The following is a 14,410-nucleotide window of genomic DNA, read 5'->3' as shown; positions in this document are numbered from 1 at the left end:
GAATCTCGCCTTATCTCCAAGAATCCCGCACGCCGCTTCGGCCCGCGCCTGCCCCTCCAAGACTGTGACGCAGGCGTCCGAGGCACGCTCGCACGACCGCTTCGGGCCTTGTTGCGCAACCGCGACAAGGGCGCCGGCGAGCCGCGCTGTGCACGCAAAAAACGACAGCTACTTGATGAACGATTTCTGGCAACACTGTTCCGCACTGCTGGAGCGCGAGCTGACGCCCCAGCAGTACGTGACGTGGATCAAACCCTTGGCCCCGGTGGCCTTCGATGCGTCGGCGAACACGCTGTCCATCGCCGCGCCGAACCGCTTCAAGCTGGACTGGGTCAAGAGCCAGTTTTCGGGCCGGATCTCCGATCTGGCCCGTGAATTCTGGAACACGCCGATCGAAGTCCAGTTCGTCCTCGATCCGAAAGCCGGCATGCGCAGCGCCCCCGCAGGCGGCGCGACGGCCGCCCCGCGTGCGCCGCTGGCCCCGACCGGCCCCGCCGCGACGGTCGCCGCGATCGCCGCCAACCTGAGCGCGAATGCCGCCGCTGCCCCGAGCGCGCCGGCCGACGTGCCGATGACGCCGTCGGCGGCCGCCGCGCACCACCTGAACGCCGACGACGCCGACATCGACCTGCCGAGCCTGCCCGCGCACGAAGCGGCCGCCGGCCGCCGCACGTGGCGCCCGGGCCCCGGCGCCGCACCCGCGAACGGCGGCGAAGCCGATTCGATGTACGAACGTTCGAAGCTGAACCCCGTGCTCACGTTCGACAACTTCGTGACCGGCAAGGCCAACCAGCTCGCGCGCGCCGCCGCGATCCAGGTCGCGGACAACCCCGGCATCTCGTACAACCCGCTGTTTCTGTACGGCGGCGTCGGCCTCGGCAAGACCCACCTGATCCACGCGATCGGCAACCAGCTGCTGCTCGACAAGGCCGGCGCGCGGATCCGCTACATCCATGCCGAGCAATACGTGTCGGACGTGGTGAAGGCATACCAGCGCAAGGCATTCGACGACTTCAAGCGCTACTACCACTCGCTCGACCTGCTGCTGATCGACGATATCCAGTTCTTCTCCGGCAAGTCGCGCACACAAGAGGAATTCTTCTACGCGTTCGAGGCGCTCGTCGCGAACAAGGCGCAGGTGATCATCACCAGCGACACGTATCCGAAGGAGATCTCGGGCATCGACGATCGCCTGATCTCGCGCTTCGACTCGGGCCTCACCGTCGCGATCGAGCCGCCCGAGCTGGAAATGCGCGTCGCGATCCTGATGCGCAAGGCGCAGTCGGAAGGCGTGAACCTGTCGGAAGACGTTGCGTTCTTCGTCGCGAAGCACCTGCGCTCGAACGTGCGCGAGCTCGAAGGCGCGCTGCGCAAGATCCTCGCGTATTCGAAGTTCCACGGCCGCGAGATCTCGATCGAGCTGACCAAGGAAGCGCTGAAGGACCTGCTGACCGTGCAGAACCGGCAGATTTCGGTCGAGAACATCCAGAAGACCGTCGCCGACTTCTACAACATCAAGGTCGCGGACATGTACTCGAAGAAACGTCCGGCGAACATCGCGCGGCCGCGGCAGATCGCGATGTATCTGGCGAAGGAACTGACGCAGAAAAGCCTGCCGGAGATCGGCGAGCTGTTCGGCGGGCGTGACCACACCACCGTGCTGCACGCCGTGCGCAAGATCGCCGATGAGCGCAGCAAGGACGCGCAGCTCAACCACGAGCTGCACGTGCTGGAACAGACGCTGAAGGGCTGAGCGCGCGCACCGCGCTTGATAATTCGGCCTCCGCCCCAATTTAAGGGGGGCGGTTCGGTTTTGAGGCACAATACTGGTTTGACCGCCCCGGTGGTGGCGGGCCAAGAGCCCGGCCGGCGGGGCGCTGCGAGGCTGCTGCGCTGCAGGCCGTTACTCAACGAAGGAACTCTATGCAACTGGTCAAGACCGAACGAGACACACTCCTCAGGCCGCTGCAAACGGTCAGCGGCATCGTCGAACGCCGCCATACGTTGCCGATCCTCGCCAACCTGCTGATCACCAAGAACGGCCCGGACGTTTCATTCCTGTCGACCGACCTGGAGCTGCAGATCACCACGCGCGCCGATTTCGGCGTCGGCGGCGACCAGGTGGCCACCACCGTCGCGGCCCGCAAGCTGCTCGACATCCTGCGCGCGATGCCTGACGGCCAGGTCACGCTGTCGCTCGCCGACAAGCGCCTCACCGTTCAGTCCGGCAAGAGCCGCTTCGCACTGCAGACGCTCGCGGCCGACGAGTTCCCGACCGTCGCGCAGGCAAAGGATTTCGGCGCGACCCTGACCGTCCCGCAGAAGTCGTTCCGCCAGTTGCTCGGCATGGTGCACTTCGCGATGGCGCAGCAGGACATCCGCTACTACCTGAACGGCATGCTGCTCGTCGTCGACGGCGACCAGCTGATGGCCGTGGCCACCGACGGCCACCGCCTCGCGTTCTCGTCGATGAAGATCGAAGGCGGCACGTTCGGCCGTCAGGAAGTCATCGTGCCGCGCAAGACGATTCTCGAGCTGCAGCGCCTGCTCGAGGACATCGACGACACCGTCACCATCGACATCGCGCAGACCCAGGCCAAGTTCACGTTCGGCCAGGTCGAGCTCGTGTCGAAACTCGTCGAGGGCAAGTTCCCCGACTTCCAGCGCGTGATCCCGAAGGCGCACAAGAACACGTTCGAGATCGGCCGTGAAGAGCTGCAGCGTTCGCTGCAGCGCGCGGCGATCCTGACCTCGGACAAGTTCAAGGGCGTGCGCTGCATCATCGCGCCGGGCCAGCTGAAGATCATGTCGACCAACGCCGATCAGGAAGAGGCGCAGGAAGAACTCGAAATCGCCTACCAGGGGGATACCGTCGACATCGGCTTCAACGTCACGTATCTGCTCGACGTGCTCGCGAACCTGAAGGTCGACACCGTGCAGGTGAGCCTTGGCGACGCCAGCTCGAGCGCGCTGATCACCGTGCCCGAGAACGACGAATTCAAGTATGTCGTGATGCCGATGCGCATCTGACGCGCTCGACATCAAGATACACACCAGGGGGCGGCAAGCCCCTTTGGCGTTTTTATGGCGAACCGACAACCCGTCCCTTTGGTGCCTTTTGGGCGCCTTGGGCGGGCCAGGAAACTGGAGCGGCCCGGCGATTTCTCTCGCTGAAACGCACCGCGCCGCCACGAGAGTGGCCTCGCAGAACCGGAAGATATCCATGAGTGAACAGCACAATTCGCAACCCGATAACAGCAGCTACGGTGCCTCGTCGATCCAGATCCTCGAAGGTCTGGAAGCGGTGCGCAAGCGCCCCGGGATGTACATCGGCGACACGTCGGACGGCACCGGTCTGCACCACCTCGTGTTCGAGGTGCTCGACAACTCGATCGACGAAGCGCTGGCCGGGTACTGCAACGACATCCACGTGACGATTCACGCCGACAACTCGATTTCCGTGACCGACAACGGCCGCGGGATTCCGACCGACGTGAAGATGAACGACAAGCACGAGCCGAAGCGGAGTGCCGCGGAAATCGTGATGACCGAGCTGCATGCCGGCGGCAAGTTCGACCAGAACAGCTACAAGGTTTCCGGTGGTCTGCACGGCGTGGGCGTGTCGTGCGTGAACGCGCTGTCGAGCTGGCTGCGCCTCACCGTGCGCCGCAACGGCAAGAAGCATTTCATGGAGTTCCATCGCGGCATCGCGCAGGATCGCGTGCTCGAGGTGGTCGATGGTGTCGAAGTGTCGCCGATGCTGGTGACGGGCGACACCGAGAACCGCGGCACCGAAGTGCACTTCATGGCCGATCCGACCATTTTCGGCACCGTCGAGTATCACTACGACATCCTCGCGAAGCGGATGCGTGAGCTTTCGTTCCTGAACAACGGTGTGCGGATTCGCCTCACGGACCTGCGCTCGGGCAAGGAAGACGATTTCGCGTTCGCCGGCGGTGTGAAGGGCTTCGTCGAGTACATCAACAAGACCAAGACCAACCTGCACCCGACGGTTTTCTTCGCCAACGGCGAGAAGGATGGCGTGGGCGTTGAAGTCGCGATGCAGTGGAACGACAGCTACAACGAGAACGTGCTGTGCTTCACGAACAACATTCCGCAGCGCGACGGCGGCACGCACCTGACCGGCCTGCGGGCCGCGATGACGCGCGTCATCAACAAGTACATCACCGATAACGAAATCGCGAAGAAGGCGAAGGTCGAGACGACCGGCGACGACATGCGCGAAGGGCTGTCGTGCGTGCTGTCCGTGAAGGTGCCGGAGCCCAAGTTCAGCTCGCAGACGAAGGACAAGCTGGTGTCGTCCGAAGTGCGCGCGCCGGTTGAAGAAGTCGTCGCGAAGGCGCTGGAAGAGTTCCTGCTCGAAACGCCGATCGATGCGAAGATCATCTGCGGGAAGATCGTTGAGGCTGCTCGGGCACGTGATGCGGCGCGCAAGGCGCGTGAAATGACGCGCCGCAAGGGCGTGCTCGACGGCGTCGGCCTGCCGGGCAAGCTCGCGGACTGCCAGGAGAAAGACCCGGCGAAGTGCGAAATCTACATCGTCGAGGGTGACTCGGCAGGCGGCTCGGCGAAGCAAGGTCGTGACCGGAAGTTCCAGGCGATCCTGCCGCTGCGCGGCAAGGTGCTGAACGTCGAGAAGGCGCGCTACGACAAGCTGCTGTCGTCGGAACAGATCGTCACGCTCGTGACCGCGCTCGGCTGCGGGATCGGCAAGGACGATTACAACCTCGACAAGCTGCGCTATCACCGCATCATCATCATGACCGACGCGGACGTCGACGGTGCGCACATCCGGACGCTGCTGCTCACGTTCCTGTATCGCCAGATGCCGGACATGATCGAGCGCGGGTACGTGTATATCGCGCAGCCGCCGCTTTACAAGATCAAGGCGGGCAAGGACGAGCGGTATCTGAAGGATGACGTGGAGCTGAACGCGCACATGTTGCGGTTGGCGCTGCAAGGGTCGGAGCTGGTGCCGGGTGAGAATGCGGCGGCGATTTCGGGCGATGCGCTTGGCGAGCTGGCACGGTCGTATCTGCTGTCGCAGAGCGTCATTGACCGGTTGAGCCGGTTGTATGACCCGGCCGCGCTGGAAGCGGTCATGGATGGCGTGGTGATCGATCTTTCCAATGAGGCTTCGACCGAGGCTTCGGCTAAGGCACTGCACGCTGCGTTGCATGACGAAGCGCTGAAGAACGAAGTGCGGGTTGTGCCTGCGTATGACGCGGTTCGCGAACAGCGGTCGCTGCATGTCGAACGCACGCATCACGGCAACGTGCGGGTTTCGGTCATCGACCAAGAATTCCAGCACACGGCGGATTATCAGCAGCTCGTGACCACCGCGAATACGTTCAAGGGGCTCATTGGCGAAGGGGCGGTCATCAAGCGCGGTGAGCGCAGCATGGCTGTGAGCGACTTCAAGAGCGCGATGAAGTGGCTGCTGGCGGATGCTGAGCGGAACGTCTCCAAACAACGCTATAAGGGGCTCGGCGAGATGAACCCCGAGCAGCTGTGGGAAACGACGATGGATCCGGCTGTGCGGCGACTGCTGCGTGTGCAGATCGAAGACGCGATTGCAGCGGATGGGATCTTTACTACCCTCATGGGGGACGATGTCGAGCCGCGGCGGGCGTTTATCGAGTCGAATGCGTTGCGGGCGGGGAATATTGACGTTTGAGGTCAAGCGTAGATAACCATATAGCTTGAAAGCCCAAAGACCCATAATCCGAGAGGCTTGTGGGTTTTTTAATTTCCGATTTAGAGGGCCTACAACGCTGCGAAGCACGTCAGTTTGGTCATTCTGACGGACTTGCTATAAGGCCCATCGATACTGCATCTCGGCGCCCCCTCCCGCTTCAGTCATTTGTCCTTCTTGCTCAAGTCCGCGCCCCAAGGTAGCAGCTTCAATTGCGAGACCGTCAAGATCAACAGCGGACGACTGTCGTCTACAGTCACCAAGACGACATGCATCTAAGAGGCATTGGCATGGGCTCGCGGCAAATGGTGGACGGAGCGCGAGATCACCCGCTCGGCGAGGCCGTCCCGATCTTGGACGATGCCATTGCTTCGGCTGCATGCGCCCCGGTAACGCTTTCTGACTATCGGAAGTGCGTTGCATCAGCGGGTTGAATCCGCAAACAAGCACGTCCCCAGTTCCTGCCCGCGTTGGGAGAGGTGTCACTCGGCCCCTGCGATGCTTGCAGATTAAGGCATCAGCCAGCGCTCGTCAGGCAAAAATTGATCAGACCCCTAAAAATCGATCGACAAGAACCAGGGGGCCAAGATAGAATGCGGCAGATATTGAACCCCGAGTACCAGTGGAGAATTTATGCCTCGTCCTATCGGGATTGACCTGTTCGCGGGGGCGGGCGGGTTGTCGCTAGGTTTTGAACAAGCAGGCTTTGACATCGCGGCAGCGGTCGAGATCGATCCGATCCATTGCGCAACGCACGAGTACAACTTCCCTAAAACGAAAACGATTTGCGCAAGTGTCGTCGATCTGACCGGGGACGAAATCCGCCGTCTTAGCGGAATCGACGATGCCGAAGTTGATGTGGTGTTTGGCGGTGCGCCGTGCCAAGGCTTTTCAATGATCGGAAAGCGCGCCCTGGACGACCATCGCAATCAGTTGGTCTTCCACTACGTTCGGCTGGTGAGCGAGCTTCAACCCAAATATTGCGTTTTCGAGAACGTCAAAGGCTTAACTCTGGGCAAACACGCGCAGTTTCTGGTTGAACTGATCGAAGCCTTGAGTGAAGCAGGCTATAACGTCGTCGATCCCTATCGGGTGTTAAACGCCTCTGACTACGGAGTTCCGCAGTCGAGGGAACGGCTTTTTTTGATCGCCGCCCGAAACGACCAAACGATGCCCGAGTATCCCGACCAGCTGGAAGATAGGGTAACGGTGCGCCAAGCCATCGCCGATTTGCCCGATGCGGACCAATTTGATGAGCTTCGGTCAACCGATTCGGTTCGCGTCGACTGGCTTACGGAGTCGACCTACGCACGCCGCTTACGCGGCATGGAAGTCGATAACACCGACTTCAGCTACACGCGCACATTTGATCCGAATGTCCTCACGTGCAGTCTAACCACCGAACACACCGAACTATCGAAGGCTCGTTTTTTGGCAACGCCACCCGGTCGGACGGAGAAGATTAGCAGGTTCCTGCGACTCGATCCGGAGGGACTTTGCAACACGTTGAGAGCAGGGACCGACAGCGCGCGTGGTGCCCATACATCGCCAAGACCAATTCATCCTGTGTATGCGCGCGTACTGACCGTAAGAGAAGCGGCGCGACTTCACTCGTACCCAGATTGGTTTCGCATGCATGTGACGAAGTGGCATGGCTTTCGACAGATCGGTAATAGTGTCCCGCCGCTTCTCGGGAGAGCTGTCGCATCAACCATAATGGCCGCGTTGGGCGAAATAGCGGCGAAGCCGGAAGAGGCTATTGAGCTAGGGGCCGAGTCGTTGCTGTCCATGAATATGGGAGAGGCTGCTGCGTACTTTTCGGTCTCCCGGCACGTGATTGCGCAACGCAACAGAAAGCCGGCTGACAAGAAGTCGACGGAACCCACACCCACGCCTGAGACTGCGAACGAAGACCTCGGCGTACCGTTCGAGCTAACGCCCTCGTGACTTCGACCGAGCCAGTCGTCAACCAGGCATGGTTGACGACTCAAATACCCTTGACGGTTGGTGAAAGCACGTACATCGCCTCGCGGTGAAATTGAGGGGATTCGAATGTATCGCTCTCGGCACGGTGAACTGCGCGAAACTCGACTACGTAAATGCCCTTATCTTTGATTGCAGCAATCGCAATCGGAATGACCACATCGTTGTCGGTGGATTCGAAGGCCGCTTTTACCTGTCTAGCGATTTGCTCTCTCAGGATTCTTTGGTTGCCTTGCTTCGCTTCCACCGTGATTAGAACTCGGCCAGAAGGATCGTCGGGGCACGGCTCGCGCAATGCGAGAAACAATGCATCGATTTGAACGCGCCTGAGTTTGATGTCCATCTGCAGATGATTGACCTCGAGCGGTTCGATCTGGCGATTATCACCAATTGCGAAGTGACTCTCCACAATACGCAGATTCACGGCCACCTGCAAAAGCCACGACTCATCGGTCCGACCTAATGCCTTCGACGCACTTGGGAGACTAAGACTTTGAACCGGAACTACTGGCGTGCCGCTTGTCGGTCGGAAGTCGACCGCAAACCCTTCGGACTCCCCCGGCACCACTGGCACGAACTCGAAAACCTTTCCGTCGCCGGTGACTTGCTCACCGACGTAACCCAGTTGCCGCACTCGGTCGGGCCAGATTCTTGCCGCACCCTTACCTCGAACGATGTCCTTCATAAAATTGAAGGGGTTACTGTCAGGTTTAAAAGTTGTGCCATGATGCTCGTTGCAGAATCGCTTTGCCTCCTGCACGTCAGTGGCGGTTACGACTGTTCGTGACAGCGCCCCCGAAGCAGAGTCGTAAAGTTGGTCAAATATATGTTCGATGACAATCGTTTTTTGACTTTTGGCCATGCTCTTGTCGCGTAGTATTCTTCTGAAGGTGCTCAGCATACCAAAGTCCCGAGGCGCCTAGGAGCCGCATTGACTACCGAACGCGAAATCTCTTGATGGAAACGTCGCAGAGCAGGTGCAATGGATAGACTATCGCCCGAGAAACGCAGCTGGCTGATGTCGAGGGTAACATCCAAGAACACGAGTCCGGAACTCGTCGTTCGTGTACTGCTACACCGGTTGGGTTACAGATTCCGGTTGCACGACCAACGACTGCGCGGGAAACCCGACATAGTTTTCTCCAAGAAGAAGAAGGTGATCTTCGTTCACGGATGCTTTTGGCACGGCCACGTCGGATGCCGGCTAGGCCGCCTACCCCAAAGCAATCTGGACTTCTGGATTCCCAAAATCGAACGGACACGAATACGCGACCAAGAAGTGATCTCTGCGCTGGAAGCTGACGGTTGGCAATCTTTGGTAATCTGGCAATGCGAGTTAAAAGACCTCGACGCGTTGACTAGCCGCCTCACATCGTTTTTGGGTGCCCCTCGGTAGTAATACATGGCGGGATGTCACGACGCTCGCTGAGGTTCCTTCGGTTTTTCACCTTCCAACGGTCCCGAGTTATGCTGTGGCATCTTTAGTTTGAGTAGTATTTTTCCTGCCCCGCAGATACCGTTCTGGAAAAATTAAATCGGGCGGCTAGTGACAAAGATTTCAGTTGTAAAATACTTCGCTGCATTCGAACAGATCGATCTCCGCATTCCAATGCTCTCCAAGCAACAGAGGAATGAAAGCGTGAAAGCGTCTTTGGACAAACAATTAAAACCGATCCTCAAGAAATACGCAACCCATTCCGAATTCTTGGGGCTTAACCCGACCGATCCGAATCAGAAAGGAGCCCTGGACGACACCGTTTTGCATCTTGCCACACGCAAGGGCGCCGTTGACGATATGGAAGCACTCTGTAGTGGTCTAATGAATCCGGACACTGATTTAGGCGAGAATGGTCGCCATGAAGAGGTGTCTGATGAGCAAGCAACGACGTACGTTTTCCCCGGAGTTCAAACAGCAAGCCGCCTGTCTGGTGCTCGACCAGGGCTATAGCCATATGGAAGCAAGCCGCTCGGTCGGCGTCGGCGAGACGGTGCTGCGCCGCTGGGTGCAGCAACTTCAGATGGAACGCCAGGGCGTCACGCCGCAGGGCAAGGCAATCACGCCGGATCAACAGCGTATTCAGGAACTCGAGGCGCGTATCGATCGCCTCGAGCGTGAGAAGGCCATTTTAAAAAAGGCTACCGCGCTCTTGATGTCGGAAGGCATCGAACGTACGAAGTAATTGATCAGATTGGTGCAAGCGAATCGGTCGAGCTGATCTGCGCGGTATTCGACGTGTCGCGGTCCTGCCTGTATGCCCACCGAGGGCGAGCCCGACGCGTTGATGCCGAGCGCATGGCACTGCGTAGCCGGGTACACGAGCTGTTCATCGAGAGTCGAAGCTCTGCTGGCAGTCGCAGCATCATGGGCATGATGCGCGAGGAAGGTACGGCGATTGGCCGCTTCAAGGTCAGCCGCTTGATGGAAGAACTCGGGTTGATCTGCAAGCAGCCGGGCCGCCATGCCTACAAGCAGGCCACGGTCGAGCGGATCGATATCCCGCCATCTCAATCGCGAATTCGAGGTTGGTACGCCGAATCAGGTGTGGTGTGGTGACATCACGTATGTCTGGGCGCAGGGCCGTTGGCATTATCTGGCCGCAGTACTCGACCTGTTCACGCGTCGGGTTGTTGGCTGGGCGTTCTCGACACGCCATGATGCCGATCTGGTCGTGCAGGCGTTGGAGATGGCCTATGAGCAACGTGGTCGACCGCAAGGCTTGCTGTTTCACTCGGATCAAGGCGGCCAATATGCAAGCCGGAAATTCCGTCAGCGCCTCTGGCGCTATCGGATACAGCAGAGCATGAGCCGTCGAGGAAATTGTTGGGATAACTCCCCGATGGAGAGGCTGTTCCGCAGCTTCAAGACCGAATGGCTACCGTAAGTGGGCTACATGTCGGCGCAGGAGGCACACCGGGACATCAGCCACTACCTGATGCACCGGTACAACTGGATACGGCCGCATCAGTTCAATGACGGACTGGCGCCGGCGGTTGCGGAAGAAAAACTTAACGCAGTGTCCGGGATTAGTTGAGCACTACAACATGCCATGGATGCGCGCCATCGACGCGCATTTCGAGATGTTCGGATTCAAGCCAGGTGATCGCGTCTATCTTCGGTTCGGCTTTGATTCCCGAAGAGTCGTCACCACGCCCGACTACAGCGCGCTGAACTGGCGAGAGCAGCCCTATGGTGCAGCTACGCAAGAAGAGGAGAAGGACGAGGAATACGCGGCGCTGGCGCCCTTGCGCCGCTCTGTTGTCTGGTGATGGCTCGGCGTGAAGCACTTTGGCACGCGCCCCTTGATGCAAATGGTCCACGGCGGCGCTGCAAGTAACATCAACAACCGTCACAACAGACGAAAAGTTGCGTTCCGTCTTCTCCGCATCCGGCGGCATCGAGGGCATCGAGGGCATCGAGGGCATCAGTGCGTGCAGCACTACATACGGCTATGCCGAATACTCCGCGCACATTTCCGCCGCTCAAATGCAAAAACCCCCGCCTTTCGGGCGGGGGTTTCTGGCTTAGGGAGCCTGACGATTACCTACTTTCACACGGGAATCCGCACTATCATCGGCGTAGAGTCGTTTCACGGTCCTGTTCGGGATGGGAAGGGGTGGGACCGACTCGCTATGGTCATCAGGCAAAGAGGGTTGTTGTGCTGGCTTCGCAGCACAACCAATCTTGGAAGAAGCAGTAATTTAGGTTGTGTGTATCACACACGAGAATCAACCAGTCCGACGCGCTCTGTAGCGCGAGACAGACTTGTTATAGGATCAAGCCTTACGGGCAATTAGTATCAGTTAGCTGAACGCATTACTGCGCTTACACACCTGACCTATCAACGTCCTGGTCTCGAACGACCCTTCAAGGGGATCTAGTCCCCAGGGATATCTCATCTTAAGGCGAGTTTCCCGCTTAGATGCTTTCAGCGGTTATCTCTTCCGAACATAGCTACCCGGCGATGCCACTGGCGTGACAACCGGTACACCAGAGGTTCGTCCACTCCGGTCCTCTCGTACTAGGAGCAGCCCCCTTCAAATATCCAACGCCCACGGCAGATAGGGACCAAACTGTCTCACGACGTTTTAAACCCAGCTCACGTACCTCTTTAAATGGCGAACAGCCATACCCTTGGGACCGGCTACAGCCCCAGGATGAGATGAGCCGACATCGAGGTGCCAAACACCGCCGTCGATATGAACTCTTGGGCGGTATCAGCCTGTTATCCCCAGAGTACCTTTTATCCGTTGAGCGATGGCCCTTCCATACAGAACCACCGGATCACTATGACCTGCTTTCGCACCTGCTCGACTTGTCGGTCTCGCAGTTAAGCACGCTTATGCCATTGCACTATCAGCACGATTTCCGACCGTACCTAGCGTACCTTCGTACTCCTCCGTTACGCTTTGGGAGGAGACCGCCCCAGTCAAACTGCCTACCATGCACTGTCCCCGACCCGGATCACGGGCCAAGGTTAGAACCTCAAACAAACCAGGGTGGTATTTCAAGGACGGCTCCACCGAAACTAGCGTTCCGGTTTCATAGCCTCCCACCTATCCTACACAGATCGGTTCAAAGTCCAATGCAAAGCTACAGTAAAGGTTCATGGGGTCTTTCCGTCTAGCCGCGGGTAGATTGCATCATCACAAACACTTCAACTTCGCTGAGTCTCGGGAGGAGACAGTGTGGCCATCGTTACGCCATTCGTGCAGGTCGGAACTTACCCGACAAGGAATTTCGCTACCTTAGGACCGTTATAGTTACGGCCGCCGTTTACCGGGACTTCAATCAAGAGCTTGCACCCCATCATTTAATCTTCCGGCACCGGGCAGGCGTCACACCCTATACGTCCACTTTCGTGTTTGCAGAGTGCTGTGTTTTTATTAAACAGTCGCAGCCACCAGTTTATTGCAACCCCTTCACCCTCCTGGCGCAGGCCAGTCAAGCTACAAGGGCGTACCTTATCCCGAAGTTACGGTACCAATTTGCCGAGTTCCTTCTCCCGAGTTCTCTCAAGCGCCTTAGAATACTCATCTCGCCCACCTGTGTCGGTTTGCGGTACGGTCATCGTTAGACTGAAGCTTAGAGGCTTTTCTTGGAACCACTTCCAATTGCTTCGCTTCCGAAGAAGCTCGCGCCACACCCTTGAATCCTGCGCCCGGATTTGCCTAAGCGCCTTCTCCAATGCAGCGACCGGGACTTCCAACACCCGGACAACCTTCCGCGATCCGTCCCCCCATCGCATCTAACAATGGTGCAGGAATATTGACCTGCTTCCCATCAGCTACGCATTTCTGCCTCGCCTTAGGGGCCGACTCACCCTACGCCGATGAACGTTGCGTAGGAAACCTTGGGCTTACGGCGAGGGGGCCTTTCACCCCCTTTATCGCTACTCATGTCAGCATTCGCACTTCCGATACCTCCAGCACCCTTTACAAGGCACCTTCGCAGGCTTACGGAACGCTCTCCTACCATGCGTGCAAAGCACGCATCCGCAGCTTCGGTATATAGCTTAGCCCCGTTACATCTTCCGCGCAGGACGACTCGATCAGTGAGCTATTACGCTTTCTTTAAAGGGTGGCTGCTTCTAAGCCAACCTCCTGACTGTTTTAGCCTTCCCACTTCGTTTCCCACTTAGCTATATTTGGGGACCTTAGCTGGCGGTCTGGGTTGTTTCCCTCTTGACACCGGACGTTAGCACCCGATGTCTGTCTCCCGTGATTGCACTCTTCGGTATTCGGAGTTTGCTATGGCGGGGTAATCTGCAATAGACCCCCCAACCATGACAGTGCTCTACCCCCGAAGGTGAGACACGAGGCACTACCTAAATAGTTTTCGGAGAGAACCAGCTATTTCCAAGTTTGTTTAGCCTTTCACCCCTATCCACAGCTCATCCCCTAACTTTTCAACGTTAGTGGGTTCGGACCTCCAGTACGTGTTACCGCACCTTCATCCTGGCCATGGATAGATCACTTGGTTTCGGGTCTACGCCCAGCAACTGAACGCCCTATTCGGACTCGCTTTCGCTACGCCTGCCCTATACGGTTAAGCTTGCTACTGAACGTAAGTCGCTGACCCATTATACAAAAGGTACGCCGTCACCCCTTACGAGGCTCCGACTGTTTGTATGCATGCGGTTTCAGGATCTATTTCACTCCCCTCCCGGGGTTCTTTTCGCCTTTCCCTCACGGTACTGGTTCACTATCGGTCGATCACGAGTATTTAGCCTTGGAGGATGGTCCCCCCATCTTCAGACAGGATTTCACGTGTCCCGCCCTACTTGTCGCACACCTAGTTCTTTCATACTGTTTTCGCCTACAGGGCTATCACCTGCTATGGCCGCACTTTCCAGAGCGTTCGGCTAACAATACAAATAAAGAGTGCAAGGCTCATCCCATTTCGCTCGCCACTACTTTGGGAATCTCGGTTGATTTCTTTTCCTGCGGTTACTTAGATGTTTCAGTTCACCGCGTTCGCTTCGCATGGCCTATGTATTCAGCCATGGATACTCCAAAAGGAGTGGGTTTCCCCATTCGGACATCTACGGATCAAAGCTCGTTTGCCAGCTCCCCGTAGCTTTTCGCAGGCTACCGCGTCCTTCATCGCCTGTGATCGCCAAGGCATCCACCACATGCACTTGTTCGCTTGACCCTATAACGAGTCTGTCTCGTTACAGGTTGAGTTCTCGCGTTGTGCCGTATTCCAATTGA

Annotated in this window: 8 protein-coding genes, 2 rRNA genes and 1 pseudogene; 8 read left to right on the top strand and 3 right to left on the bottom strand. The window is 58.0% G+C overall.

The genetic code is table 11. The annotated features are described in order from the left end of the window. The first annotated feature begins 175 nt into the window (after positions 1-175). The 4 genes from dnaA to WS75_RS01995 all read left to right on the top strand — a co-directional run bounded on the left by dnaA (position 176) and on the right by WS75_RS01995 (position 7,663). A complete protein-coding gene (gene dnaA, locus WS75_RS02010; RefSeq protein ID WP_059679063.1) occupies positions 176-1,753 on the top strand; it encodes a chromosomal replication initiator protein DnaA in 1,578 nt (525 codons plus the stop codon). Positions 1,754-1,923: 170 nt separating this feature from the next. Next, complete coding sequence (gene dnaN / locus WS75_RS02005) at positions 1,924-3,030, top strand: DNA polymerase III subunit beta (RefSeq protein ID WP_059605245.1); 1,107 nt, start codon at positions 1,924-1,926, stop codon at positions 3,028-3,030. A 193-nt stretch (positions 3,031-3,223) separates the two neighbouring features. Next, positions 3,224-5,698: a DNA topoisomerase (ATP-hydrolyzing) subunit B gene (gene gyrB, locus WS75_RS02000; RefSeq protein WP_059679062.1), complete on the top strand. Its 2,475-nt coding sequence runs from the start codon at positions 3,224-3,226 to the stop codon at positions 5,696-5,698. 651 nt (positions 5,699-6,349) lie between these two features. Beyond that, the gene (locus WS75_RS01995) at positions 6,350-7,663 is read left to right on the top strand and encodes a DNA cytosine methyltransferase (protein ID WP_082729470.1); all 1,314 of its coding nucleotides are present in this window, start codon (positions 6,350-6,352) and stop codon (positions 7,661-7,663) included. Between the two features lie 40 nt (positions 7,664-7,703). On the opposite strand, the gene WS75_RS01990 is transcribed toward WS75_RS01995, so the two are convergent. After that, positions 7,704-8,600, bottom strand: coding sequence for a hypothetical protein (locus WS75_RS01990; RefSeq protein WP_156429692.1), 897 nt, complete (start codon positions 8,598-8,600; stop codon positions 7,704-7,706). An 81-nt stretch (positions 8,601-8,681) separates the two neighbouring features. Here WS75_RS01990 and WS75_RS31345 point away from each other — a divergent pair, with 81 nt between their 5' ends. The 4 genes and pseudogenes from WS75_RS31345 to WS75_RS01975 all read left to right on the top strand — a co-directional run bounded on the left by WS75_RS31345 (position 8,682) and on the right by WS75_RS01975 (position 10,966). Beyond that, positions 8,682-9,095, top strand: coding sequence for a very short patch repair endonuclease (locus tag WS75_RS31345; protein WP_082729469.1), 414 nt, complete (start codon positions 8,682-8,684; stop codon positions 9,093-9,095). Between the two features lie 150 nt (positions 9,096-9,245). Further along, the gene (locus WS75_RS33250) at positions 9,246-9,647 is read left to right on the top strand and encodes a hypothetical protein (RefSeq protein ID WP_156429691.1); all 402 of its coding nucleotides are present in this window, start codon (positions 9,246-9,248) and stop codon (positions 9,645-9,647) included. Then, positions 9,571-10,731, top strand: a pseudogene (locus WS75_RS01980) (IS3 family transposase). The gene WS75_RS33250 and the pseudogene WS75_RS01980 overlap by 77 nt, the downstream one beginning before the upstream one ends. Beyond that, a complete protein-coding gene (locus tag WS75_RS01975; protein ID WP_059678935.1) occupies positions 10,670-10,966 on the top strand; it encodes a hypothetical protein in 297 nt (98 codons plus the stop codon). The pseudogene WS75_RS01980 and the gene WS75_RS01975 overlap by 62 nt, the downstream one beginning before the upstream one ends. A 262-nt stretch (positions 10,967-11,228) precedes the next feature. Here the strand turns inward: WS75_RS01975 and rrf are convergent. Further along, positions 11,229-11,341, bottom strand: a 5S ribosomal RNA gene (gene rrf, locus WS75_RS01970). Positions 11,342-11,469: 128 nt separating this feature from the next. Then, a 23S ribosomal RNA gene (locus WS75_RS01965) occupies positions 11,470-14,351 on the bottom strand. Between the last annotated feature and the right edge of the window lie 59 nt (positions 14,352-14,410).

It is taken from the genome of Burkholderia sp. FL-7-2-10-S1-D7, from assembly GCF_001524185.1.
Classification (GTDB): Bacteria; Pseudomonadota; Gammaproteobacteria; order Burkholderiales; family Burkholderiaceae; genus Burkholderia; species Burkholderia diffusa.
The sequence above is the reverse complement of the archived record's forward strand: the minus strand, read 5'-3'. Positions and strand labels throughout refer to the sequence as shown.